Source organism: Pararhizobium sp. A13 (genome assembly GCF_040126305.1).
Classification (GTDB): Bacteria; Pseudomonadota; Alphaproteobacteria; order Rhizobiales; family Rhizobiaceae; genus Pararhizobium.
This window is the reverse complement of sequence record NZ_CP149511.1, coordinates 1,445,290-1,470,045: the sequence shown is the minus strand read 5'-3', so window position 1 is coordinate 1,470,045 and position 24,756 is coordinate 1,445,290. Positions and strand designations below refer to the sequence as shown.

Below are 24,756 nucleotides of genomic sequence, written 5' to 3'. Positions count from 1 at the left end.
GAAACAGAGTGGCGGCTTAAGGGGGAGCGAGCATCATCGGGGTTAGTGTTGCATTGCTGCAACGGATCCTGTGAGGTTTCTACAAGCAGAAATTCTGTACTTGCCGATCAAGCAACCTCATGTATCTTGGTCTTGCTCGCAATTTAAAGCAGAGGAGGGCATGAGATGATATCTATTCGAGTGTTTGTGCGCCTCTCTGACGGACCGGCTCTCATGGTTTCGATGCGTCGCGCATCTACCCCAAGCCGATCTTGCTCCCGAGGCTTTTAAGCCCGTTTGCCACTTGGCATTTCCCCAACTGACCTGACGTGACCGGCTGACGAAACGACTGTTCTCGTTTCAGCATCTGCATTCGCACGTCTTTTTTGACCTTCGAGAGGACCTGGTTGCGTGATAGCGCCGGGATAGAAAATCATGAGCGAAACCCAATTTTTAGTTGTTGATACCCTGACGGCAGCTGTGGATGAGCTGTACCTGAAATTCGGCGTCTGGAAGACCGTGGTTGCGTTGCTTCGGGCCGCCCTGAGGCGTCGTCAAACGAACCAGGTCTCGCACCTGTCAAATCGCATGCGTCGCGATATTGGCCTTCCGGAGATTGAGGACGTGCTCCTGGAAGCCAGACTTTCCCTTTGGGATATCCGGCTTTAAAATCCGGTCGCCGCTGGGCGGCGACCGCTATGGGGAAGCTGTGACGTATTGAGCCGTGCGTTTTCGAACCAGCATGTAAAAAAGTGCACCAAGGCAGATGTGGTGTGAATCAGCACCGAAGGTTGGCCCCTCGCTGGCGAAGCGCAACCTGCTGATTCTCAAACGAAGTTCGACGCGGAGAAGAACCCGCGACCGGCACTGATCGTAACCCCGCTGTTTTTTCTGTTTCTGCAGTAACTCCAGATCGTTGTCCCGGATCTCATCGGGATCAACCTTTGGTGCTGAGCCACACGAAGACCATATCAAACGGCCGCTTCGGGTCGCCACTCCCTTCAACCTATAGCAGCGTTGCAGGCTGAAATGAACCGCAGAGGTGAATATTTCAGGACGATCCGCGAGCTGCTTTGGGCACGTTAACGAGCGTTCGGCCTAACCAAGGCGATCCATTTAAATGCCTCGCTCGCCTCATAGTCATTCGGCTGTCATGCCAACTTCCACTGGGTCAGGCACCGTCGTGTCGAAGATCTCCAGAAAGTTGCGGCGTTTGGTCGGAGACTTGTCGCCAAGCTTCTCCACCTTCTCGTCGACAGCTTCCTTGAGTTGCGTGGCCTTAGATTTCAGGCCTTCCTTAATGGCTTTTGTCCTGGCTTCAATCGCATCAAGATTAACGAAACTTCAGCGCCGCCTGATCCAGTCACCTATCGGACGATGTCGCAACCGGCAGCATTGAGCCGGGCGATCTGGATATCGAGATCCTGATCAGTCGTGCTGACGCGGGCATAGCCGACACGAGTCATGGGCAACATCATTCACATTGGGGTGGCTTGACGCGTGTGCGAGCCTGTCAATCAGCACTGCACCGCGCACGGTGACCGCTGGTGGATTATGTAGCCTCGATGGCTAGCGCATCGACGTAGCGGATGCGCTGGTCCGGCATCGGCGGCATTTTTATCCATTTCAGGGCTTTATCCCACTCCGTCAATCAAGATCGCATTACACATCATACTTTGCAGACGGAGTGGTAGGATCACCTGATATGCGGGAGAGTTGTACCAGGCCTCAGCGGCAGTCCGGGAGGGGAATTCCAGGATCACTGTCCGATCGAATGGCCACTCGCCTTCGACCACGGTGAGTTCGCCGCCTCGGGCGATGATCCTTCCCTCGAACGGCGCCAGCGTCGACATGACCACCTTTCGATAGGCTTCGAATTTTGCCGGGTCGTGCAAATTCTCTTGAAAGATGTAGTAGGCGCTCATCCGGCGAGTTTAGCACAAATTGTCCTCAGCCAGCATGACGATAGCTCTTGATATTGCAGGTATTTGCCATAGCTCTAAAATTATAACCGCCGATCAGAATACAACCTGCCTTTGATCGGCATGGAGGTCAGCATCACTCGTCGGGAGGACGATATGAAGCACCATGGACTCGATCAACTGCAGACCCTCGCCAGGATCGGCCAGGATTACCCTCAGCTCATGCCGCGGGACAAACGTCTCCAACGATGGGTGGAGCTTCTCGAAGGGGATCCCTCCCGGGTACTTTCGACATTGCAAGAGACCGAATATCAGCCAGCGACGGTGCGAGCGGCTATCCGTTGCAACAATTCGGCGATCTCCGTTGCCTTAAGTGACCCGCTCCTTCGGGCAGCTGGGCTGGAGAACGACACTTACGGGGAGGCGAAGCGGTTTTTCGAGCTGTCCGACAGGCAGTTGCACAGAATTGTCTGCTCCTGTCATTTTGGTGCGATAGTAAGCGCTGCAAAGGTCGGGCGCTATATCCGGGCGAAGCATATTGACCGGGGGCAAGGCATTTGGGGCCGCTTGCGCGGAATATTCGCCTGAATCTTAAAGCCTCGCCATCTTCAAGAACTCTCCTGGCCGTACGAAATCGGGCTCGTTCGGCCCGGAGATGCTTAATCGGTTTGCGACAGGACCTTTGGAATCACAGTTCGGCGGCAGAAATGTCCCCGACGTTACCTTTGGGAACAAATTCATTCCCAGTCCGCATTAAAGTGGCTGATTTCACGCGACCATCTCTCTGCAGCACCCGGCGTAGGATTCATTAGGGCCGTCCGGATCGGCCGCAACCTTTGTCCGGAACGGTTTTCCCCGGTCCCTTTGGGATCTTCTCGCGCAACAAAATTGTCCCGGTCTCGGCGCTCCGCTGCGGGTCGCCCGTGCGGGTGCAACCGCTCTTTCATCGGGCCCCTGATGTGTGACCATCGGCAGCGCGAATGCAACGAGATTAGCCACTCCGCTTATAGGACGTTGCTCATCCTGAAGCGGCGCACATGATCGCCAATTGCGGCTTCGTTGACTGCAGACAGCAGACTGATCCATCTGCAGGGTCTATTGCGCCGCACGGAATTATGTTGCGTTGCAAAAGGGCATTAAGGAACGCAGTTCCTAGAAAACTCACCAAATGTCATACTATTGAAATTTCATTCTACTATCTTCTGATATCGAATTGACAAACCCGACATGTAATGTACTTTCAAACCCTGTTAGCCGATAGGTCAGACCCGGGATGAGGAGGAGAGTATCTTGAATATTTTCACAAGAACCTTGTCTCTCATTTCCATCCAGAAGGTGCATGGTTGTCGAGATCGAATGTGACGCAAACCGCGTCCGCTCGTATCCGTGCCAATCAGTATTGCGCCCTGAACGGAGAATTCAGTGATGAAGCAGGTTGTCGAATACCAGGGTGTCCCGGTTGGTGTTCTTATACCGCGTGACGGATGCCTTGCCTTCATGGCAGTGAAATACGATGTCATGGAGCTTGATGGCAGGAGCTTTTCGTCGGCTTCCGAAGCGCGCGAAGCCGTTAGAGCCCATGTGACACAACGCGTCGCCGTTGCGGCCTAAGGCTTCCGATGGGTTCGGGTCGTGGCCGGCGGACCTTCCCGATCATGAGAACTGCGGTCACAGTTCTTGAAAAACCTGACACTATTAACGGAACGCTCGCTTGATCCACGAGGACCATGCGCTGTTGCCGGGTCACCGGACAATAGAAGGTTGGTCAACCCAACGAGGGGCTGGCTGCCTACCGCGCGTCCTTGTCGTGGAGCGCGAACTTGTCTGCGGTATCGGCGCTCGCCTTGTGGAAGCCGAGCACCTTCACGTCGGTACCCGCGCGGATAGGCTGGCGCACCGAAGAGATACTGCCGTCGAGTATATGCAATTCCACTATAAAGGGGTCTCCCGATTGGCTGGGTCTTGCTTGTCAGCTTCCTGTGCGAGCCGCTCGACTGCCGCCGCGATATGCTCGGGCTGTTCGTGCTCGAGGCCGACCACTTCATTCCGGGTCTCACGCATTTGGCACGATGATTTCGTCGAGCTTGGCGTGGATTGCCGCGGTGTCGCGATAGCCTTGGACCAAAACGGCGCTGGTGATCACGATTGCCGCGACCGACAGAGCATAGGTGATGACGTTTGTGAAGCCAAAAGGCACCAGGGCGGTGCTGCCAACCATCGCCACGATAACGAAATAAAAGCCGGGAGGGCGAGAAAGAAAATCAGCCATTCGAAAAAGAAAGCGATTCACTTTAGTTCTCCGCAAATCGGTGCCCTAATTAACGCGCCAATGCAGATCTGGTTCGGACGCAATGCGTGGGTCGCCGCGCGCGGAGCTGATTGATAGTTGTACGTACGCCGGAAACGAAATTATCAACTTATTCAACTTTCGTCATGCAGCTTGAGGAAGTCCGAGACAGTCGCAAGGCAAAGGGCTTTCTCCTCGACATGCGGCATATGGCTGGAGTCTTCGAACACCACCCAGCGGCAATCGGGAACATTTTCCACGTATGGGCGAACGACCTCCGGGGTTGCCTCGTCATGACGCCCGGAGATCAACAGGGTCGGAGCGGAGATCTGTGACAGGCGATCCTCGATGGTCCAGTCCTTCATCGTGCCGATGACATGGAATTCGGTCGGGCCGTTCATGTTGCGGTAGACGGTGTTGTCCACATCCATAATCGCAAAGGTGCGGGCCACTTCGGGCGGCCAGGGCACGACACGGCAGACATGGCGGTCGTAGAACACCCGCGAGGCGGCGATATAGTCCGGGTCGGTCAGGGTACCGGCTTCCTCGTGCTTCAGCAGCGTATCCTGCGCGGCCTGCGGCAGGTCGCGGCGCAGGCGGTTGGCCTCGGCCACCCAGGTGTGCATATTGGCCGGCGAATTGGCGATCACCAGTGCCTTCAGCCCTTCCGGCTGGCGCACGGCGTGTTCAGCGCCGAGCATGCCGCCCCAGGACTGGCCGAGGAAGGCATAGCGGCTGGCAATGCCGAGGTGGCTCAAAAGCGCGTCGAGTTCCTCCAGAAACAGCGACACCGTCCAGAAGTCCGGGCCTTTCTCCGGAAGCCGCGTGGAGTTGCCATTGCCGAGTTGGTCGTAATGGATGACGGCGCGGCCATCGAGGGCTGCGATATCCTTGAAGGAATCGACATAGTCGTGTGTGCAGCCGGGGCCACCATGGGCGACCACCAGCGGCAGCAGGGGAGAATCGAGCGATCCGCTGACGCGATACCATGTCCGGAATTCGCGAAATGGCATGAAATCTTCCTCAACAACCACCGTCGCCACGTTCTTCTCCATCCGTTCGCTCAAGATGGGGAAACCATAATGCGGGTGCGTCAGGATCGGCAGCTATCATAAGTAATAGGGTGTGTCGTCGAGCAGGCGATAGTGGGTGGCGCGCACCACGGCCTGGGTCCGGTTCTTGGCGCCGAGTTTCTTCGCCGCCGCATTGAGGTGCATGACGACGGTTGGTACCGAACGATCGATGATCCGCGAAATCTCTTTGGCGGAGAGGCCTTCGGCGGAGTAGCGCAGGCATTCCCGCTCGCGTTCGGTCAGCCGCATCGTCGTCGATGCGCGCGCGTCCCGGTCAAAAACCGGATAGGCGGTTTCATGGAAAACATGGGCGAGCAGGCCAAAATCGGCAAGCGCATGGCCGGCATCCCGTTCGAAATCGCGCTTGTCGCCGATACGTAGGCCCGTCACGGTGGCATAGTCGCCGCGCGGCATGTGCACTGGTACCGTCACGCCGCAGGACATGTCGCGTTCGCGCAGATAATGCGCCACCGGCGCCGTCTCCTCGTTCATGAAACGATTGATCAGCGTGCCGGCATTCCTGTCGTAGTTCCAGAAGAAGGGTGTCGTCGTGCGCAACGCAAGTTGCTGGACGGGGTCGATGCGGAAATAGCCGCGTTCGCACCAGTATTCGTGCATGTCGTTGGAAATGTTGCGAAGCTTCAACAGCGACGGGATCATCAGGTCACCGGCAAGATCATAAGGCACCGGCGTATAGTCGTAGATCAGTGCGTCGAAACCCAGCCGTTTCATCGCTTCAAACACCTGATCGATGCGGCCTTCAAGCGTCGCCTCCGCCGAGAAACGCTGTCTGATCTCACCGATGTCGTCAAGCATAGCTGAACTCCAAGTCATATATGCGATTGAACCTGTCGGGAGCGATCCTATCACTTCTTATAGCTGGCGCAGAACCGATATTCCGCTAAAAATTAGCCATGCTCAAAAGATGGGCAAGCGATTTTTTCGGAGACTGGGATGTGGCGGGAGATCGAGCCTAACGAGCGCTATGAGGTCGAGGTTGATGGCTTCAAGGTCGTCGCATATTCCTTCGGAACCGGCGACGAGGTGGTGTACTGCCTGAACGGCGGACCGGGGCTGCCATGCGACTACCTGCGCGAGGCGCATTCCTGCCTCATCGACGAGGGGTACCGCATCGTCGCCTTCGATCAACTCGGCACCGGCGCGTCGGACCGTCCGGCGGATGCCGGCCTCTGGACGATCGGCCGTTATGTCGAGGAGACCGAGACGGTGCGCAAGGCACTGAACCTCGGCAAGGTGCATATGCTCGGCCATTCCTGGGGTGGCTGGCTTGCCATCGACTATGCGCTGACCTATCCGGAAAACCTGAAAACGCTGATCCTCGAAGATACGGTCGCCGACATGCCGCATCTGGTTCAGGAACTTGAACGCCTGCGCGCGGCCCTGGGTTCCGAAACGGTTGCCATGATGCAGAAGCACGAGGCGCAGGGGACGATCGATCATCCGGAATATCTGGCGGCGATCACCATCCTCAACTACCGGCACGTCTGCCGCCTCTCTGTCTGGCCGGCCCCGGTCAAGCGGTCGCTGGACGACTGGAACATGGGTCCTTACGGTACCATGCAGGGTCCGAACGAGTTTCTCTACACCGGCAACCTGAAGGACTGGAATCGCGTCGCGGACCTGCCGAAAATTACGGTCCCGGTTCTGATCACCTGCGGCGAACACGACGAACTGACGCCGGCCTGCGCGCTTCGCATGAAGCTCGGTCTACCGGATGCGGAGTTAAAGGTGTTTGCCAACGCGAGCCACATGCCGTTCTACGAGAATCCGCAGTCGTATTATCCGGCCGTGCTTGATTTCCTGTCACGACGCGGGACGGCGTGATGACGACACAAAAGTCGATGGCGGCTGAGATCCGGTGGCAGAAAGGGGTGCACGCGCATGCACCGCTATAGGTTCGTTCTGTTCCGGCCACTGCAGTTCCTGCCGGTGCTTTTCGGGATCAGCATCATCACCTTCATTCTGGTACGGCTCATTCCCGGCGATCCGGCCCGCGTACTGCTGGGCGCCCGCTCTACACCGACGGCAATTGCCCGCATCCGGGCGCAATACGGCCTCGACGAGCCGCTGTGGCTGCAATATTTCTATTTTCTCGAAAATCTCGGCAAGGGCGAGATGGGCAAGTCGATCCTGTACAAGATCGACGTGTTGAAGCTGATCGCCACCCGCATCGAGCCGACACTGACCCTGGTCCTCACGAGCGTTCTCCTGTCTATCTTGATCGCGGTGCCGATGTCGGCGATCGCCGCGCGCAACAGCGGCCATCTTGCGGACCATGCGGTGCGGATCGTCTCGACACTTGGCATCGGTTTTCCGCCCTTCTGGCTGGCGCTGATGCTAATCATCCTGTTTTCGGTCCGGCTCGGCATCTTTCCGGTGTCCGGCTATGGCGAAACGATCGGCGACAAGCTGGCGCATCTCGTCCTGCCAAGCCTGACCATCGCGCTGTCGCTCTCGGCGGTGCTGACGCGAAGCCTGAGGGCGGCGATGATCGTCGCGTTGAAATCCGATCTTGCGACAGCGGCAAGAGCGCGTGGCATGCCGGAAAACATCGTCTTCCGGCGGCATGTCCTGCCAAATTCGCTGGTGCCGACAGTCAATCTGCTCGCCGTCAATATCGGCTGGCTGATCGGCGGCACCGTCGTCGTCGAAACGGTCTTTGCCATTCCGGGCATGGGGCAGCTGCTGGTGCGGGCCATTTTCTCGCGCGACTACATGGTGGTGCAGGGTGTCGCCATGGTCTTTGCCTGCGCCACGGTGCTGGTCAATTTCCTCGCCGACATCGTCACGGTCAGTCTCGATCCGAGGGTCCGGCTATGACCTCAGCTGCTACGGCCACCCGCATGAACGTGCCCTGGAGCCGTTTTCTCGGCCGGCATATGACATGGACGATCGGCGCTGGAATCCTCGGACTATTCCTGGCTGTCGCTCTCGCCGCGCCGTTGGTCGCACCCTATGACCCGATCTATCAGGATGCTGCCGTCCGTCTCGCCATGCCCTCGCTTGCCCATCCCTTTGGCACTGACAATTTTGGCCGGGATATTCTCTCGCGCGTCATCTGGGGCACCCGCATCGACCTGCAGATCGCCGTCATCGGCGTCATCTTTCCGTTTCTCATCGGTACCTTCATCGGCACGGTCGCGGGCTTCTTCGGCGGCATCGTCGATACGGTCTTCATGCGGCTGGTCGACATAGTCCTCGCCTTTCCCTTTCTCGTGCTGATGCTGTCGATCATCGCCATCCTCGGCCCGGGACTGTCGAGTTTCTATATCGCCATGGCCCTGGTCGGCTGGGTCTCCTATGCGCGGTTGATCCGAGCGCAGATGCTGGTGTTGAAAAGCAGCGATTATGCGGTGGCCGCCGTCAGCCTTGGTTTCAGCCGCGCTCGCATCATGTTCCGCCACCTCCTGCCGAATGCGGTTGCCGGCTCCATTGTCTTTTCCATGTCTGATGCAGTGCTGGTGCTGCTCAATGGCGCGGCGATCAGCTATCTCGGCCTCGGCGTTCAGCCGCCGGTCGCCGAATGGGGTGTCATGGTTGCCGAGGGCCAGAGCTTCATCACCACGGCCTGGTGGATCACGCTGTTTCCCGGCCTGTCCATCGTCGTACTGGCCTTCGGCTTTAGCCTGCTGGGCGATGGTCTCGGCGAATGGCTAGGAGTGAACGAATGACCGGCCCGGTTCTTTCCATCGGCGATCTGACGATAACAGTTTCGATCGACGGCGAAACCCGCACGCTCATCGATGCAGTCTCGTTCGACCTCGCCAGGGGCGAAATCCTCGGATTGGTCGGCGAAAGCGGCTCCGGCAAGAGCATGATCTGCCGCGCGCTCGTCAAGCTTCTGCCGTCCCCCGCGATCGCAATCACCGGCGGCTCCATTCTGCTCGGGGGCAGGGAACTGACGGCGCTCGATGAAGATGTGATGCGTACAGTGCGCGGGGTGGAGATCGGCATGATCTTCCAGAACCCGACCAGCCATCTCGATCCTGTCATGCGTATTGGCGACCAGATCGCCGAAGGTATCCGCTATCATCAGGGCTTTGGCCGCGATCAGGCACGGCTTGTTGCGGTCGATATCCTCGGCCAGGTCGGATTTCCTCATCCCGAGAGCCAATATGACAGTTATCCGCACGAGTTCTCCGGCGGCATGCGCCAGCGTGCCATGATCGCGGTGGCTCTGTCCTGCAATCCGAAAATCCTGATAGCCGACGAGCCGACCACGGCGCTCGACGTCACCATCCAGGCGCAGATCCTGCGTCTGCTGATGGACTTGCGCGACAAACGCGGTCTGTCGATCATCCTGATCACCCATGACCTCGGCATCGTCGCCCAGACCTGCGACAGCATCGCCGTGCTGCGCAACGGCAAGCTTCTGGAACACGGTCCCAAACGCCGCGTTCTTGCCGAGCCGCAGCATGCCTATACGGTCAGCCTGTTGAAAAGCCATCCGTCGATGCCGGAGGAGGGCGGCTTGATGGCGGTCACGCAGGCCGCACCGCAAATGTCCGCACGACCCCTACTGGAAATCGACGATCTGGTGGTGCGTTTTCCGACGCCCGGTCTGGGTCTTTTCAAGAAAGGCAAAATACACATCGCCGCCGTCAATGGTGTCAGCTTGCGGATCATGCCGGGCGAGACTGTCGGCATCGTTGGCGAAAGTGGTTCCGGCAAGAGTACGTTGGCCCGCGCCATTCTCGGGCTCACGCCGCTAACGTCTGGCCACATTAGCTTTGAGGGATCCGATCTTGCCCAACAGAGACGTCAGACACTGGCAAAGCTGCGGACCGAGGCGGCCATGGTGTTCCAGGATCCCTACAACGCCCTCAACCCGCGCCTGACCATCGGCGACATGCTCGCCGAAGTTCTGACGGTGCAGGGCAACACGCCGCCGCTGGGCATTCCGGATAGGATCGGCGAATTGCTCGATCTCGTTGAACTGGACCGCGCATTCGCGACCCGCCGTCCACGCAGCATGAGCGGCGGGCAGTGCCAGCGTGCCGGCATTGCGCGGGCGCTCGCCGTTGATCCGAAGCTGATCATCGCCGACGAATGCGTGGCTGCCCTCGATGTCACCATCCAGGCGCAGATCATCGAGCTGTTTCGCGATCTCAAGGCGCGGATGAACCTGGCGCTGCTCTTCATCGCCCATGATCTCGCCATCGTCCGCAATCTCTGCGACCGGGTCGTCGTTATGTATCGCGGCGAAATCGTCGAGGAAGGCCGCTGCGACGCTGTGTTTGCCAGCCCGCGCCACGCCTATACGGCGGCGCTGATCAGCGCCATTCCCGACATCGACCCGGACAAACCATTGCCGCAAGGAGATTTGCCGCCGCGGAGCGAGCCGAAGGCGCCGCCGGTCCTTCGACGCCGATCACTCATCAGCATGCAATAACAACAAAGGGAACAGTGACCATGAAAAGCAAATGGAAGACTTTAAGCATAGCCACGGTGCTTGCCGTGGTCACATTCGGAGCAAGCATCGCCGAAGCCGCGGGGGTACTCACCATCGGACGCCGCGAGGACTCGACCACGTTCGACCCGATCAAGTCGGCGCAGAACGTCGATAACTGGGTTTTCTCCAACGTCTTCGACGTGCTGATCCGCGTCGACAAGACCGGTACCAAGCTGGAGCCCGGCTTGGCCGAAAGCTGGACGGTGTCCGATGACGGCCTGACCTATACGTTCAAGATCCGCGACGCGAAATTCTCCGACGGTTCGCCGATCACCGCCGGAGACGCCGCCTTCAGCCTGCTGCGCATTCGCGACAATGAAGGCTCGCTGTGGAGCGACAGCTACAAGATCGTCGAAACGGCGGAAGCCGCCGACGACCGCACGCTGGTCGTCAAGCTGAGGACGCCATCCGCCCCGTTCCTGTCGACATTGGCGCTGCCGAACGTTTCGGTGCTGTCGAAGAAGGCACTGGAAGCCGAAGGCGAGGAAGCTTTCGCCGAAAAGCCGACCGCATCGTCCGGCGCCTTCACCGTCAAGGAATGGCGTCGCGGTGACCGCGTCATCCTCGAAAGGAACCCGAATTTCTGGCAGGCCGATCGGGTGAAGCTCGACGGTGTCGAGTGGATCTCTGTGCCGGACGACAACACCCGCATGCTGAACGTTCAGGCTGGCGAGCTCGATACAGCGATTTTTGTACCATTTTCGCGCGTGGAGGAGCTGAAGAAGGATCCGAACCTTGAGGTCCACATCGATACCTCGACCCGCGAAGATCATCTGCTGATCAACCATGAGCATGGCGCGCTGGCAAAAAAGGAAGTCCGCCAGGCGCTCGACATGGCGATCGACAAGAAGGCGATCGTCGATACCGTGACCTTCGGGCTTGGCGAAGTCGCCAATTCCTATATCCCGAAGGGCTCGCTCTATCACTACGATGCCAACCATCAGTACCCGTATGACCCGGAAAAGGCCAAGGCGATGCTGGCGGAGGCCGGAGCGTCGGATTTGTCGCTGAACTACATCGTCAATGCCGGCAACGAGGTCGACGAGCAGATCGCCGTTCTCCTGCAGCAGCAGCTTCAGAAGGCTGGTGTCACCGTCAACCTGCAGAAGGTCGATCCGAGCCAGAGCTGGGACATGCTGGTGGCCGGCGATTACGATATCTCGGTTATGTACTGGACCAACGACATTCTCGACGCGGACCAGAAGACCACCTTCGTTCTCGGTCACGACACCAACCTGAACTACATGACGCGCTACAAGAACGACAAGGTCAAGGATCTGGTGGCCGCCGCCCGCCTCGAACTCGATCCGGTCAAGCGTGAGGCGATGTATGTCGATATCCAGAAGATGGCCAAGGACGACGTCCACTGGATCGATCTCTACTACAGCCCCTACATCAACGTTTCGCGCAAGAACATCGAGAACTTCGACCAGAACCCGCTCGGCAGGTTCTTCCTCGAAGACACCGTCAAGAACTGAGTTGCACGGACTTCTTCGGAACAAGCTGTCCGCTGCGTTGGGTGGATGGCTTGCCCCGGGAAGGACCGATTTGTGCTATGAACTGCGATGCACCTCTGCTTGATGGCTGAATTAATGAGGCCGGTGCTATCGGAACGCGCAGGGTGTCTCCGGTATATTGACAGAATGCCGCCGCGGACGTGGAGTAACTTCTTGGTGAACCAACTGACGGCAAATGACATGGTCTGCAGTTCGATTCCTTTCAACGCGAGCAAGACACCGCTAATTCACCCCGGGTAGGGGGCCGGCTGTGGGTCGGGGGACAGAAAACCACGTGGACCTTCATCGATTTCGTGCGGTCACTTGCGAGGTTGAAGGCCTCGACGGCCGCTCCATCGGTATCTGGGCGGTCAGGATCGGGCGAACGTTGATGCGGCGTTCGGCGATCAGCTTGGCAGCCCATTCGAACTCGGCATCGAAGCGGAACGTGCCCGCAGCACGATTTCCTTGATCACGATGGCGCTGCGATGCACTGGGTAGCGCCATCCCATTGCACGACCACCGCCGCGCGGCAGAGAAGCGGGCTCGCGTAGAATTCATGCGGCCATCTTCAGTGGATCTCCGGTTCCGGCAGTTTGTATGCGGACTGGAGAAAGGTGAAGTCGCAGCCGTCGGGCGCCTGCTGGATGTTTTCAGCGTGCATTTTAAGGTAGCCGCGGCTGTAGTCCCGCACAGGCGGCGTCCAGGCGGCAAGGCGGCGGGCGATCTCCTCGTCGGGCACCTCCAGCGTCAGGCTCCGGGATGCGACGTCAACCGCGATGATGTCGCCATTCCGGACGGCGGCCAAGGGCCCGCCGACATAGGCTTCAGGTGCGATGTGCAGGATGCACGCGCCGTAGCTGGTGCCGCTCATGCGGGCATCGGAGATGCGTACCATATCGCGCACACCCTGCTTCAGCAGCTTGCGCGGAATCGGCAGCATGCCCCATTCCGGCATGCCGGGGCCGCCTGCCGGTCCGGCATTGCGCAGGACCAGCACCGTGTCGCGGGTGACATCGAGGTCCTCGTCGTTGACCGCCTTCGTCATCGAATCATAGTCGTCGAAGACAAGCGCAGGGCCTCGGTGCTTCAGGAGTGAGGGATCGGCGGCCGCGGGTTTCATGACGCAGCCTGACGGCGACAGGTTACCCTTGAGGATCGCCGTTCCGCCGCGTGCCGCGACCGGTTTATCGAGTGGCCGGATGACGTCGGCGAGATGGACCTCAGCGCGAGCGATCGTCTCGCCGAGCGTGCCCGATACTGTGCGCTCGTCGGTGTTGAGCAGTGTCCCGAGCTGCTTCCACAGGGCCGGCAGACCACCGGCATAGTAGAAATCCTCCATCAGGAAGGTGCCGGTCGGACGAATGTTGCAGAGGACCGGCACCCGTTCCGACACGCGGTCGAAATCATCGAGTGTCAGATTGATGCCGCGCCGGCGCGCCATCGCGATCAGATGGATCATGGCATTGGTCGACCCGGCCATGGCCATGTGGACGACGAGGGCATTTTCGAAGGCATTTTCGGTGAGCAGATCGGATGGCTTCAGGTCTTCCCAGACCATATCGACGATTCTGAGGCCCGAGAGCGCCGCCATGCGCGAATGACCGGCGTCAGGCGCCGGGATCGAGGAGGCGCCCGGCAGGCATAGGCCGAGTGTGTCGGCGAGCGCCGTCATGGTCGAGGCCGTACCCATGGTCATGCAGGTGCCGAAGGAGCGGGCGATGCCGCGTTCCATCTCTGCCCATTGCACTTCGCTGACGCGGCCCGCCTCTTTTTCCGCCCAGTATTTCCACACGTCGGATCCGGAACCGAGCGTCTGGCCGCGGTAGTTGCCGCGAAGCATTGGCCCAGCCGGAACGAGGATTGTCGGCAAGTCGACCTGGATCGCGCCCATAATCGTCGCGGGCGTGGTCTTGTCGCAACCGGCAAGCAGCACGACGCCGTCAACCGGATGCGACCGGATCAGTTCCTCGACTTCCATGGCCAGAAAATTGCGGTAGAGCATGGTCGTCGGCTTGACGTAGGTTTCCGCAAGCGACATGGCGGGCAGCTCGATCGGGAAGCCGCCGGCCTGCCATACGCCACGCTTGACCTCGTCCGCCCGGGTGCGCAGATGCGTGTGGCAGGGGTTGATGTCGCTCCAGGTGTTGATAATCGCGATGACAGGTTTTCCGGCGAATTCCGCCTGCTCGTAACCCATCTGATAGGCGCGTGAACGATGGCCGAAAGAGCGCAGATCATGGGCGCCGAACCAGCGAAAGCTGCGTAAATCTTCCGGCTTTTTGCGTTCGGCCATGGATGCCTCCTTTGCATGCGCGAATGGTTCGTCTAAATTGCCTGTCCACAAAATAGACAGGCGGGTGCAGATTGAACGAAGCGATTTTGAAGCTGAAGCCGGCGCGGCGCGAACGCCTTGCCGATGTGCTCTACGGACAGATCCTCGAGCAGATCACCAGCGGCCGACTGGGCGAGGGTGACAAGCTCCCGTCGGAAGCTCATATCTGCCACGACTTCGAGGTGTCGCGACCGGTCGTGCGCGAAGCGCTGATGCGGCTGCAGGCCGATGGCCTCGTCGTTTCGCGCCAGGGCATCGGCACCTTCGTCAAGTCGCGGCCATCCGAGAATTTGACGGACTTCGCCGCCTCGGCCGAGATCGCATCCTATCTCAGGGCCTTCGAGCCGCGGTTGGCGCTCGAGACCGAATGCGCCGCGCTTGCCGCTGCGCGCCGCAACAAGCGGCAGCTCGGCCAGATCGCCGATGCGCTTGGCGCGCTCGAGGCGGCCTTCAGCAAGGGCGATACCGGCTGGGAGGAGGACTTCGCCTTCCACCTCGCTGTCGCTGACGCGGCCGGCAACGAACTTTTTCCCCGCCTGCTGCGGGAATTGCGTGACATTCTCAGCGGCTCGATGCGCATGGCGCTCAGCCTGACGCGGCAAGGTTCCGACGAGCGGCGGCGGCGGGTGATCGAGGAGCACCGCAAGATCCTCCAGGCGATCTCCAGCCAGAATAGCGATCTCGCGCGCCTCTACATGCGCTACCACCTCACGGAATCGCGCGCCCGTATCGTTGGGTCTCACCGGGACTTCTGACCGGATCATCTTAACCTCGCGCCGCGGCCTTCGATGCCGGCACGGCGAAAGCCTCGCTGGCCGTCTTCAAGAAGCAAGCCGCGGCCGATATCGCGGCAAGACGCTCGTCTCCGTCGAGATTCGACAGGAAATCGCCGATAGGTCCGGTTTCGCTGATGCCCGCGAGGCGAACCGCTTCGTGAAGTACGCGGATCGGCGAATGAGCGTCGCGCAGATCTTCGAGCGGCAGGAACGCTTCGCGGATGCGCCGCGCTTCGGCGGTCTGGCCAGCCTTGCAGGCGCGCAGAATCGCCATCGAAAGGTGCGGCGCGATGCAGACCGAGCCTGACGTGAAGCCGCCGAGGCCCATCTCGAGATGGTCGATTGCCGGACGTTCGCCGATGCCGCTGATGATGCGCGCGCCGGACCCGACGGTATCGAGGAGCGATTGCAGATAGGAGTCATCTGTCGGGTTTGGACGAACCACCGCATATTTCAAGGTGCAAATGGCGCCATCGTTGAACAGGCGGGCGACGTCGGCCGGGGACACGTAGCCCTCGTTCTTGATGTAGAGGATCAGCGACCGTCCTGCGATGTCGGCGAGCTTGCCGATGCCGGCGGCCAGGCCCTGCGGCGTTGCCGGGAATGAGAGCGGCAGGACCATGGCAGTGGGGAAGTCGCGCCCGCGAAGCACGGCCGCCTGGTCGGCCGCCTTGCCGAAATCGGCGCCGATCGACGGGATCATCCAGCTCTCGTCGGGCGCAATCGCCTCCAGCATGTCGAGCAGGCCGTCAAAGCCGGCGACACCGAAATTGTAGAGATTGGCGTTGCCGCCATAAAGGTAGGTCGTGACGCCGCCAGAATGAAGCCAGTCGACTAGCTTGCGGTTTTCGCCTTCGAGCGGCAGCCCAGCCGGATCGCGCGACAAAGGCGGCACGGAAAGAACCGAGGCGGCGAGGTCTTCCGGGGTGACGGGCGTGGTTTTCATGGAAATCTCCCTTGCAAGCTATTTGTAATTTTAGTTTACAAGATTATCTGTTGCAAGTAGCCGACCTTCGTTTTTCGTGGAGACAAATATCTTTTATTTTCATATGCTGGATGCAGGTGATCCGTATCGAGTGGAGCAAACGATATCTGGGGCGATTTTGATCAATCATGTATGATAAATTGACATTCACCTGCCTTCTCGACGACGAGTTCGGCGTTGCGGAGAGTCCGGTCTACGACGATCGGCGCAACTGCCTCTTCTTCGTCGACATTCCAGGAAAGGCTCTCTATCGGGTGGGACTCGACGGGTCCGGTCCTATCTTGTGGACCTTCGACAGCGAGGTATGCAGCATCGGCCTTACCCGCTCCGGCCTGCTGATAGCAGCACTTCGCGACACTGTGATCCTGTTCGATCCGGACGCCGGAAAAGCCTGCAGGATCGTTGCCAGCATCGAGGCGGAACGGATCGATACGCGGCTCAACGACGGCAAGGTCGGTCCCGATGGCGCCTTCTGGGTCGGAACCATGCATGAGGTCGCGGACCGGCGGCCGGTTGCCTCCCTCTATCGCGTGACACCGACGGGCGCCGTGGAGCGCAAGGTCGACGGTATCATATGTTCCAACGGGCTTGCCTGGACTGCCGAGGGTAGCCTTCTCTTCCATTCGGACTCCCGCGCGCAATGGATCGACCGGTGGCGTTTCGACGCGGCGACAGGCCTCCTCTTCGATCGCCGCCGCATTGCCACCCCTGACGAGGCCACCGGCCGGCCGGATGGTGCCGCCATCGACAGCGAGGGCTTCTACTGGAGCGCCGGTGTCTCGGCCGGAGTACTCAACCGGTTCTCACCGGACGGCGAGATCGTCGAGCGCCATCCATTTCCGGTTGGCGCGCCGACGATGCCGTGTTTCGCAGGTCCGGGGCTGAGGACAATGATCGTGACCTCGCTGCGGCCTGCCGGTGCGCCAGCCGGCAGTCTCGCCAGCGGAATTTTCGTTGCCCAAAGCCCTGTCGCAGGCGCCGCCGTTCATCGCTTCGACGACAGTGCACTTGTCTGAGGGGCTGCCCGACGGACAACCACCCGACAGTCCTGGAACTAGATCGCGGTGCCGTCGGCGGCGAAAACGTGACAGCGGGCCGGATCGAAATAGACCTTGAGATTGGCGCCGCGCTGCACGTCCTGTTGGCCGTCGAGAGCCACCGTCAGCGCCTGTCCGTCGGGCGTCGTCGTATAGAGCATCGTCGCACCGCCGAGGTTTTCGACGAGATCAACATTGACGGTGCCGAGCGCGATCCCTGCCTCGCGTTCGGCCACCAGGTGCTCGGGCCGGATGCCGAAGGTGACCGTGTCGCCGGGGGCGCCGGCGTTCAGGCGGCGCGGCAAGCGGACGGCGTTGCCGCCAACGCTCATCATCGTGCCTTCGCCATCGGAAGCCTCGAGCCGGGCATCGAGAAAATTCATCTTGGGGCTGCCGATAAAGCCGGCGACGAAGCGGTTGACCGGGCGGTTATAGAGCTCCAGAGGCGGGCCGACCTGCTCTATGCGACCGGCGTTGAGCACGACGATCTTGTCGGCCATGGTCATGGCTTCGACCTGGTCATGGGTCACGTAGATCATCGTGTTGCCGAGGCTGCGGTGAAGGCGGGAGATTTCCACACGCATCTGCACGCGCAACTCCGCGTCGAGGTTGGACAGCGGCTCGTCGAAAAGAAAGATGCGCGGTTCGCGCACGATGGCCCGGCCGATGGCGACGCGCTGACGCTGGCCGCCCGAAAGCTGCTTCGGCTTGCGCTCAAGCAGCTTCTCGATCTGCAGAATTCCGGCGGCACGACGCACGCGGGGCTCGATCTCGGCTCTCTTGTAGCCCGCCGTCTCAAGGCCGAAGGCCAGGTTCTTGTAGACCGACATATGCGGATAGAGCGCGTAGGACTGGAACACCATGGCAATCCCTCGCTTGGCTGGCGCCACCTCGTTCATGCGCTCGCGGTCGAGCAGCAGGGCGCCGCCGCTGATCTCCTCGAGACCGGCGATCATGCGCAGCAGCGTCGACTTTCCGCATCCGGATGGCCCGACGAAAACGACGAACTCTCCGGGCTCGATATTGAGGTCGATGCCATGGATGACGCCGAACGTTCCGTAACGCTTTTCAACCTTCTCCAGGACTACACTCGTCGACATCGTCCACATCCTCCCTTGGACCGTTCCCGGTGTTTTGACGCCGCACCGAATTGCTCGGGCGGAGTTGGTTCAATCGCCTGGGCGTCGCTAGCGTGTTCTAGCGCGCCAGTCGGCATATTTCGGACTGTCCGATGTGATTGGCAACGTGACTTCCGAACCGCTGTCGGACGACTGGTAAATCGCCGTCACCAGCTCCAGCGCCTTCCGGGCGTCACGGCTAGTCACCGGCAGCGGACCTTCGCCGCTGAGGTACCGGTGGAAATGTTTCATTTGCGTTGTGAAGCGCGGCGCGACGGGCTTCCAGTCGATAAGCAGCGCGTCGATGCTTGCCTGCACGGTGTCGTTCGCTGCGACAATCTTCCACGGATTCTTGCCCGGCGCATAGGGATCATGGCTGCTTTCGAATGTCACGTTTTCAAAATGCAGGCGCAGCCTACTGATCTGCTCCTGCGAACCAAGCGTGCAGGAAAGCGAGACAAGGGCGCCGCTTTGCATCAGCAGGCTCGCCGTTGCGCAATCCTCGACCTCGATGTCGTTAACGCGGGTTGCGACGCGGCCGAAGACCTTGGCGACCGGCCCCATCAGATGGGTCAGCATGTCGTGCTGGTGCAGCGCGTGGGTGACGAGGACGCCGCCAAGCTCGGTCGCCCATTTGCCGCGCCAGGGAACGGTGTAGTATTTCGGGATGCGCAGCCAGAAGGTCTCGACCGAGCCGAGATAGGGCTTGCCGGCGATGCCGGCGTCGATGATGCGCCTTGCCTGCTCGATGCCGTCTCCGTAGCGATACTGGAAGATCGGCATCAGCACGCCCTTGGCGTTCTTTTCCGCCTCGATGATCTCGTCGACGCCGGCGATCGAGCCGGTGAGCGGCTTTTCGCAGATCACATGTTTTCCGGCGCGAAGGGCCGCGACCACCTGGCCGAGATGGATGCTCGGCGGCGTGCAGATGTCGATGATGTCGATCGTGACGTCGGCAAGCAGCTCGTCGAACGCGGTCGTGCGGCGGGCAATAGAGAACTCGTCGCCGACCTGCTTCAGCCGCGTTTCGTCGAGGTCGCAGATCGCGACCACGCGGAACTTGTCGGGGTGTGGAAGATAGCCTTCGACGATGTGCGATCTGCCAATGCCACAACCGACGACAGCGACTGTCCTGATGCTCATTTCACTGTCTTTCCTGATTGGTCTCGGCCATCTCCTGCGCCGTCAACGCCAGTTCCATGGCTTTGAAGCAGCGGGCCTGCGGCATTGCGGTTTCCGTCCGGTCTCGGATATCGGCGACGAGTTGCCGGCCGAAGGGCAGTTCCAGCGCCGAGCAATCGAAGTGCCGCACACCGGTCCTGTCCGTCAGGAACAGGTGGTTGCCACCTTCGCGGCCTGCGAGGTCCACGGTCTTGCGGATCTCGATGGTGCCGGCGGTGCCGATGATGAAGAGACGGCCGTCGCCCCAGCTCGGCATGCCGTCCGGTGTGAACCAGTCGACATGGATCGTGCCGGTGGTCTTGCCCGCCAAGAGGTGGATGTCGCCGCTATCCTGCAGCTCCGGCCGGTCGACGTTGGCGTGGTTGGAAACGCTGGCCGACAGCACCCGGGCGTCCTTCGCATTGGTGAAGAACAGGAACTGCTCGCACTGGTGCGAAGCGATGTCTGTCAGGATGCCGCCATAGTCGGCGCGGCGGAAGAACCAGTCCGGCCGTGTATCGCGCCGCAGCCGGTGCGGACCGAGACCGACGGTATGGACTACTTCGCCGATCGCGCCCTTAGCGACGAGTTCGCCAGCCTTGACGGTAGCACTGTTTTCGAAATGCTCGGAATAGAGGATCGAGAAGATCCGCCCCGTTTCGGCCTGGACGCGTTTTACTGCGGCAAGCTGCTCCAGCGAGGTCATGCCGGGCTTGTCAACCAGCACGTCCTTGCCGTGGCGCATGACCGAGATCGCAAGTTCGGCGCGGCGCGCGGAGATCGCCGCCGATGTGACGAGGCCGATCGTCCTGTCCTCGAGGATCGCTTCGAGCGTCTTGCGCGGTACGTCCTGGTACACACCGGAGAACTCGGCAGCAAGCTGATCGTCCTCGTCGTGGAAGCCGACAAGTTTTGCTCCGGCACGCAGCAGGCAGTTGACCTGGCCATAGATGTGGCTGTGGTTCAATCCAACGGCTGCAAAACGCAAGTCACCCATCGATACAGACACCTTACATGCATGGCTTCGGTCAATCCCCGGGGGATCATTGATTGCGTTCAGATTGATCGTGTCACCGCTTCATGCCCGTCGTCGCGATGCCCTCGATGAGCAGCCGCTGGAAGAACAGGAAGAAGAAGAACACCGGCACCAGCGACAGCGTCGACATGGCGAACAGGCCGCCCCAGTCGGACGTGCTGCTCGAGTCGACGAAAGTCCTGAGCCCAAGCTGGATCGTGTAGTTGTTCATGTCGTTGAGGTAGATCAGCGGACCGAAGAAATCGTCCCAGGTCCAGATGAAGGAGAAGATCGCGGCCGTTGCCAGAACCGGAAGCGACAAGGGCACCATGATCTTCCAGTAGATGCGCCAGGGGCTGCAGCCGTCCATCATCGCCGCCTCGTCAAGCTCACGCGGGATGCCCCGGAAGAACTGGACCATGAGGAAGATGAAGAAGGCGTCCGAGGCCAGGAATTTCGGGACGATCAGAGGCAGGTAGGTATCGACCCAGCCGAGGTTGAGGAACAGCACATATTGCGGGATCAGCGTCACGTGATAGGGGATCATTAGCGTTCCGAGCATGATCGCGAACCAGAAGTTCCGGCCCTTGAACCGAAGCCGCGCGAAGGCGTAGGCCGCGAGCGAACAGGCGACGACGTTGCCGATCACGGTCAGCACCGAGACGACGAGCGAGTTCCAGAAGAAGCGCCCGAAGGAAATGTCGAGGCCGAACCAGCCGCGGACATAGGAGCCGAGATCGATCGACGACGGCAGGAGTGAGGTCGAGGAGAAAATCTCGTCCTCCGGCCGGACGGACGCCGAGACCATCCACAGGAGCGGGTAGATCATGGCGATCGATGCGGCGATCAGGGCTGCGTGGATCAGCGCGCTGGCGACGGGGCTGCGTCCGGTTGACGGCGGGGGCGGAGCAGTGACGGCAGTCATCGGAATGTCAGTCATCGTAGTGCACCCAATAGCGCGATGTCAGGAAAGAAAAGGCGGTGAAGATCGCGATGATCACGACGAGGATCCAGGCAAGCGCCGAGGCGTAGCCCATCCGGAAGTTTCCGAACGCCTCCTGATAGAGGTAGAGCGTGTAGAACAGCGTCGAATTGATCGGTCCGCCGGTGCCGCCCGAGATGATGAAGGCCGGGGTGAAAGCCTTGAACGCGTCGATCGTCTGTACCACGGCGTTGAAGAAGATGACCGGCGTCAACAGGGGCAGGGTGATCTTGTAGAATTGGCGGAATTTCGAGGCCCCGTCGAGGCTTGCGGCTTCATACATGTCGGTCGGGATTTGCCGGAGACCGGCGAGGAAGATGATCATCGGCGAGCCGAACTGCCAGACCGACAGCGCAACCAGCGTGTAGATCGAATAGTTCGGATGCGAGATCCAGCTTGGCCCTTCGATGCCGAACTGGCTGAGTGCTGCATTGACCAGCCCGTCGCCGGCAAAGAGCTGCCGCCAGAGAACCGCGATGGCAACGCTGCCGCCGAGCAGTGACGGCAGGTAGAAGATCGCCCGGTAGAGGGTCAGTCCGTTGATGCCGCGATTGAGCGCGATTGCGACCAGCAGCGCAAAAGCCAGCTTGAAGGGAACGGAAAGCACCACATACGTGAGTGTGACGCTCATGGCTGCGGCAAATTTCGGATCGGCGGTGGCGATCCGGACATAGTTCGCCATTCCTGTCCATTCCGGAGACTGAATGAGGTCGAAGTTCGTGAAGGAAAGGTACAGCGAGACAAGGGCTGGCCCCAGCGTCAGGCCGAAGAAGCCGATTAGCCACGGCAGGAGGAACATGTAGCCCGGACCGTTGGCGGCCCAGAGGCGCGCAAGGCGCCCCTTAGCCTTCACCACTGGCCGCGGCCCGTGCACGGCAATGGCCGTCGTGGCGGTGCGCGTCACGCTGTGCATGCCGATCAGCCTCGTCCGACGATGCGCGCGATTTCGTCAACGAGCGCCTTGCCGCCGTCGGCGGGCGAAAGTTGCTCGAAGCCGACCTGCTCGCCGATGCTTCGCAGGGCGAGTTCTGCCTCGCCGGCACCTGCCGGCGGTGGCGGCGGCAGCTTGCCGACGAGATCGCCGAGACCGGCGACATAGTCGAGCGCTATCTTGCCCTGCGGATCGAGCTTCGCCGCGACAACCTCGCGCATGGCAGCCGATTCCGGGATGCCCCGTTCGACGCCGAGGATTTCTATGGCTTGCGGGTTCTTCACGAAAAAGTCGATGTAGGCGACGGCCTGATCGACGGCCTTCGACTGGGCCGAGATGGAGAAGAACATTGACGGCTTGCGGTAGTGACCGCCCTTCGAGGCCGCTTCGATGCGCATGTGGTTGGTGAGACTGAGCTTGTCCTTGTTGATCGCCTGATAGCCAACGAACTGGTTGGAATGGGCGAAGGATGCGGCGGAGCGACCGATCGATACCGTGTTCGTCTCGATATCGTTCTTGTCGAGCGCCTGGACATCCGGCGGAACGCAGACACCGGCCTGGCGGAACTTCGCCCACATGTCGAACCATGCGGTGGCGTCGTCAAGATCGAAGGCGATCTTGCCTTCGACGGTGTAGAGCGCCTTGCCGCGCTGGCGCAGCCAGTTTTCAAACAGCGGCTCGTTGACGCTGCCGTCGGCCAGGCCGTACATGCCCTTGCGCTTGCCCGCCTTGGTGATTTCTGCGCCCATGCGGGCGAATTCTTCCCAGGTCGTTGCCTGCGTCGGCAAATCGACGCCGCATTCCTCGAAGGCCGACGCATTGAGTACGGTCGCGGCAGCGTTCGCGCCGAGGCTGATGCCATAGAGATGTCCGTCGACGCTGCCGCCTTCGATCTGCGACTTGTCGAAGTCGTCGACCTTGAGTTTCGCCGGGACATAGGCCTCCAGTGGAGCCAGAGCGCCGCGGCGGGCATATTCGACGATGTAGCGATAGTCCATCTGGATGACATCCGGCGCATTGCGCCCGGCGACCTGGGTGGCAAGACGCGGCCAGTAGTCGCCCCATCCGAGGAACTCGCCGTTGATCGACGTGCCGGCATTCTTGGTCTGATAGAGTTGCGAGACCTTGTTGGTGCGGTCGGCACGGGCCTGCGAGCCCCACCAAAGAACCCGAAGGCGAGAGTCTTGGGCGAGGGCGTTGCCCGCGCCAAGTGCTCCGAGCGATAGAAGCGCTGCTCCCCCCGCAACGAAATTCCGTCTGCTTACGCGTGGCGTCATCTGCTCCTCCTCCTCATTGGGGCCGCCTCCCAGCAGTCCCCTTGATTTCCCTTGCAACAAATAACTAATTGGTTACAAGTTATGTTGGAAAGTATGGAAGGTGTCAAGCACCTGTTTAGCGATCTATCATTATCTTGTAAATTTATTTTACAATATGATCGGTGCGGCTATTGCAAATGTGTCGATGGAGAGGGTGCTCGGATGGATGGAAGCGGCGAGGCTGGTCGAACTGGGCGTGGTCGCCGTGGCGTGTCGGAGCGCGCGAACCAGCGCGATCCCGAGCGCACGCGAGCGGCAATTCTGGATGCTGCAACGGTGGAATTTGCGGGCAACGGCATGGGTGGCGCCCGTGTTGATGCGATCGCCGAACGAGCAGGCACCAACAAGCGCATGCTCTACCATTATTTCGGGGACAAGGAGCAGCTTTATCTCGCCGTGCTCGAGCAAGCCTACATCAATATCCGCTCGGCGGAGCGGGCGCTGGATCTTGCAAATCGGAGCCCGGAAGACGGGATTCGCGAGCTTTCCCTATTCACCTGGCGTTATTTTCTCGACAATCCCGAGTTCCTCAGCCTGCTGGGGACGGAGAACCTGCACAGGGCGCGTTGGCTTCGCCAGTCGAAGCGCCTGCGCGAGCTGCATTCGCATCTGATCGGCGAACTCGCCGACCTGCTTCAGCGTGGAAAAGCCGAGGGCACCTTCATCGAGGATGCCGATCCTCTTCACGTCTACCTGACGATCGCCTCGCTCGGATATTTCTATCTTTCCAATCAGTACACGCTGTCGACGATCTTCGGGCGCGACCTAATCGAGCCTGCGAATGTCGGCCGGTGGGAACATCATATCGTGCATGTGACGCTCGCCTCAATCCGCCGATAATTCCAAACATGTTATTTTTTTTGTTGACAA

At 60.2% G+C, this 24,756-nt stretch carries 25 protein-coding genes and 1 pseudogene; 11 read left to right on the top strand and 15 right to left on the bottom strand.

Features of this window, described 5'->3' with window-relative positions; all coding sequences use genetic code 11:
- Nucleotides 1-414 precede the first annotated feature (414 nt).
- Nucleotides 415-648 (top strand): DUF1127 domain-containing protein, encoded by a 234-nt coding sequence (locus WI754_RS28610; protein ID WP_341487336.1) that lies wholly within the window; start codon nt 415-417, stop codon nt 646-648.
- A gap of 698 nt (nt 649-1,346) precedes the next feature.
- Here the strand turns inward: WI754_RS28610 and WI754_RS28605 are convergent.
- A complete protein-coding gene (locus WI754_RS28605; RefSeq protein ID WP_341487335.1) occupies nt 1,347-1,445 on the bottom strand; it encodes a recombinase family protein in 99 nt (32 codons plus the stop codon).
- A gap of 168 nt (nt 1,446-1,613) precedes the next feature.
- Nucleotides 1,614-1,904 carry a DUF1330 domain-containing protein gene (locus WI754_RS28600; RefSeq protein ID WP_341487334.1) on the bottom strand — a complete coding sequence of 97 codons (291 nt, stop codon included), beginning with the start codon at nt 1,902-1,904 and terminating at the stop codon, nt 1,614-1,616.
- Nucleotides 1,905-2,057: 153 nt separating this feature from the next.
- On the opposite strand from WI754_RS28600, the gene WI754_RS28595 reads away from it, so the two are divergent.
- Both WI754_RS28595 and WI754_RS28590 read left to right on the top strand, forming a co-directional pair.
- Nucleotides 2,058-2,489 (top strand): hypothetical protein, encoded by a 432-nt coding sequence (locus tag WI754_RS28595; RefSeq protein ID WP_341487333.1) that lies wholly within the window; start codon nt 2,058-2,060, stop codon nt 2,487-2,489.
- Nucleotides 2,490-3,326: 837 nt separating this feature from the next.
- Nucleotides 3,327-3,512, top strand: a complete 186-nt coding sequence (locus WI754_RS28590) for a hypothetical protein (RefSeq protein ID WP_341487332.1) — start codon at nt 3,327-3,329, stop codon at nt 3,510-3,512.
- Between the two features lie 178 nt (nt 3,513-3,690).
- Here the strand turns inward: WI754_RS28590 and WI754_RS28585 are convergent, their stop codons facing one another.
- The 4 genes and pseudogenes from WI754_RS28585 to WI754_RS28570 all read right to left on the bottom strand — a co-directional run bounded on the left by WI754_RS28585 (nt 3,691) and on the right by WI754_RS28570 (nt 6,077).
- On the bottom strand, nt 3,691-3,834 hold the full coding sequence (locus tag WI754_RS28585; protein ID WP_341488066.1) for a hypothetical protein: 144 nt from the start codon (nt 3,832-3,834) through the stop codon (nt 3,691-3,693).
- Nucleotides 3,834-4,191, bottom strand: a pseudogene (locus WI754_RS28580) (low affinity iron permease family protein). The gene WI754_RS28585 and the pseudogene WI754_RS28580 overlap by 1 nt, the downstream one beginning before the upstream one ends.
- A gap of 131 nt (nt 4,192-4,322) precedes the next feature.
- Complete coding sequence (locus tag WI754_RS28575; protein WP_341487331.1) at nt 4,323-5,243, bottom strand: proline iminopeptidase-family hydrolase; 921 nt, start codon at nt 5,241-5,243, stop codon at nt 4,323-4,325.
- Between the two features lie 54 nt (nt 5,244-5,297).
- The gene (locus WI754_RS28570; protein WP_341487330.1) at nt 5,298-6,077 is read right to left on the bottom strand and encodes a LuxR family transcriptional regulator; all 780 of its coding nucleotides are present in this window, start codon (nt 6,075-6,077) and stop codon (nt 5,298-5,300) included.
- 138 nt (nt 6,078-6,215) lie between these two features.
- Here WI754_RS28570 and WI754_RS28565 point away from each other — a divergent pair, with 138 nt between their 5' ends.
- The 5 genes from WI754_RS28565 to WI754_RS28545 are packed head-to-tail and all read left to right on the top strand — an operon-like array spanning nt 6,216 to nt 12,212.
- Nucleotides 6,216-7,106, top strand: coding sequence for a proline iminopeptidase-family hydrolase (locus WI754_RS28565; protein ID WP_341487329.1), 891 nt, complete (start codon nt 6,216-6,218; stop codon nt 7,104-7,106).
- A gap of 57 nt (nt 7,107-7,163) precedes the next feature.
- A complete protein-coding gene (locus WI754_RS28560; RefSeq protein WP_341487328.1) occupies nt 7,164-8,102 on the top strand; it encodes an ABC transporter permease in 939 nt (312 codons plus the stop codon).
- Nucleotides 8,103-8,125: 23 nt separating this feature from the next.
- The gene (locus WI754_RS28555; protein ID WP_341488036.1) at nt 8,126-8,953 is read left to right on the top strand and encodes an ABC transporter permease; all 828 of its coding nucleotides are present in this window, start codon (nt 8,126-8,128) and stop codon (nt 8,951-8,953) included.
- Complete coding sequence (locus WI754_RS28550) at nt 8,950-10,674, top strand: ABC transporter ATP-binding protein (protein WP_341487327.1); 1,725 nt, start codon at nt 8,950-8,952, stop codon at nt 10,672-10,674. Before WI754_RS28555 ends, WI754_RS28550 begins: the two co-directional genes overlap by 4 nt.
- Before the next feature lie 20 nt (nt 10,675-10,694).
- Entirely contained in the window at nt 10,695-12,212 is a 1,518-nt protein-coding gene (locus WI754_RS28545) for an ABC transporter substrate-binding protein (RefSeq protein ID WP_341487326.1), read from the top strand.
- 321 nt (nt 12,213-12,533) lie between these two features.
- Here the strand turns inward: WI754_RS28545 and WI754_RS28540 are convergent, their stop codons facing one another.
- Together WI754_RS28540 and araD are read right to left on the bottom strand one after the other, a co-directional pair.
- Nucleotides 12,534-12,791, bottom strand: coding sequence for a hypothetical protein (locus WI754_RS28540; protein WP_341487325.1), 258 nt, complete (start codon nt 12,789-12,791; stop codon nt 12,534-12,536).
- 10 nt (nt 12,792-12,801) lie between these two features.
- On the bottom strand, nt 12,802-14,526 hold the full coding sequence (gene araD / locus WI754_RS28535; RefSeq protein ID WP_341487324.1) for an L-arabinonate dehydratase: 1,725 nt from the start codon (nt 14,524-14,526) through the stop codon (nt 12,802-12,804).
- Between the two features lie 71 nt (nt 14,527-14,597).
- Here araD and WI754_RS28530 point away from each other — a divergent pair, with 71 nt between their 5' ends.
- Nucleotides 14,598-15,320 (top strand): FadR/GntR family transcriptional regulator, encoded by a 723-nt coding sequence (locus WI754_RS28530; RefSeq protein WP_341487323.1) that lies wholly within the window; start codon nt 14,598-14,600, stop codon nt 15,318-15,320.
- A gap of 10 nt (nt 15,321-15,330) precedes the next feature.
- Here the strand turns inward: WI754_RS28530 and WI754_RS28525 are convergent, their stop codons facing one another.
- Nucleotides 15,331-16,287, bottom strand: coding sequence for a dihydrodipicolinate synthase family protein (locus WI754_RS28525; protein ID WP_341487322.1), 957 nt, complete (start codon nt 16,285-16,287; stop codon nt 15,331-15,333).
- Nucleotides 16,288-16,454: 167 nt separating this feature from the next.
- On the opposite strand from WI754_RS28525, the gene WI754_RS28520 reads away from it, so the two are divergent.
- Nucleotides 16,455-17,342, top strand: a complete 888-nt coding sequence (locus WI754_RS28520) for an SMP-30/gluconolactonase/LRE family protein (protein WP_341487321.1) — start codon at nt 16,455-16,457, stop codon at nt 17,340-17,342.
- 38 nt (nt 17,343-17,380) lie between these two features.
- Here WI754_RS28520 and ugpC read toward each other — a convergent pair whose 3' ends face one another.
- The 6 genes from ugpC to WI754_RS28490 form a co-directional block, all read right to left on the bottom strand.
- On the bottom strand, nt 17,381-18,463 hold the full coding sequence (gene ugpC, locus WI754_RS28515; RefSeq protein WP_341487320.1) for a sn-glycerol-3-phosphate ABC transporter ATP-binding protein UgpC: 1,083 nt from the start codon (nt 18,461-18,463) through the stop codon (nt 17,381-17,383).
- Between the two features lie 87 nt (nt 18,464-18,550).
- Nucleotides 18,551-19,624, bottom strand: a complete 1,074-nt coding sequence (locus tag WI754_RS28510; protein WP_341487319.1) for a Gfo/Idh/MocA family oxidoreductase — start codon at nt 19,622-19,624, stop codon at nt 18,551-18,553.
- Nucleotide 19,625: 1 nt separating this feature from the next.
- Nucleotides 19,626-20,639: a Gfo/Idh/MocA family oxidoreductase gene (locus WI754_RS28505; RefSeq protein WP_341487318.1), complete on the bottom strand. Its 1,014-nt coding sequence runs from the start codon at nt 20,637-20,639 to the stop codon at nt 19,626-19,628.
- A gap of 73 nt (nt 20,640-20,712) precedes the next feature.
- Complete coding sequence (locus tag WI754_RS28500; protein ID WP_341487317.1) at nt 20,713-21,597, bottom strand: carbohydrate ABC transporter permease; 885 nt, start codon at nt 21,595-21,597, stop codon at nt 20,713-20,715.
- Nucleotides 21,590-22,438: a sugar ABC transporter permease gene (locus tag WI754_RS28495; RefSeq protein WP_341488035.1), complete on the bottom strand. Its 849-nt coding sequence runs from the start codon at nt 22,436-22,438 to the stop codon at nt 21,590-21,592. Before WI754_RS28495 ends, WI754_RS28500 begins: the two co-directional genes overlap by 8 nt.
- A 119-nt stretch (nt 22,439-22,557) precedes the next feature.
- Nucleotides 22,558-23,847, bottom strand: coding sequence for an ABC transporter substrate-binding protein (locus WI754_RS28490; protein WP_341487316.1), 1,290 nt, complete (start codon nt 23,845-23,847; stop codon nt 22,558-22,560).
- 201 nt (nt 23,848-24,048) lie between these two features.
- Here WI754_RS28490 and WI754_RS28485 point away from each other — a divergent pair, with 201 nt between their 5' ends.
- The gene (locus tag WI754_RS28485; protein WP_341487315.1) at nt 24,049-24,726 is read left to right on the top strand and encodes a TetR/AcrR family transcriptional regulator; all 678 of its coding nucleotides are present in this window, start codon (nt 24,049-24,051) and stop codon (nt 24,724-24,726) included.
- Nucleotides 24,727-24,756: the final 30 nt, after the last annotated feature.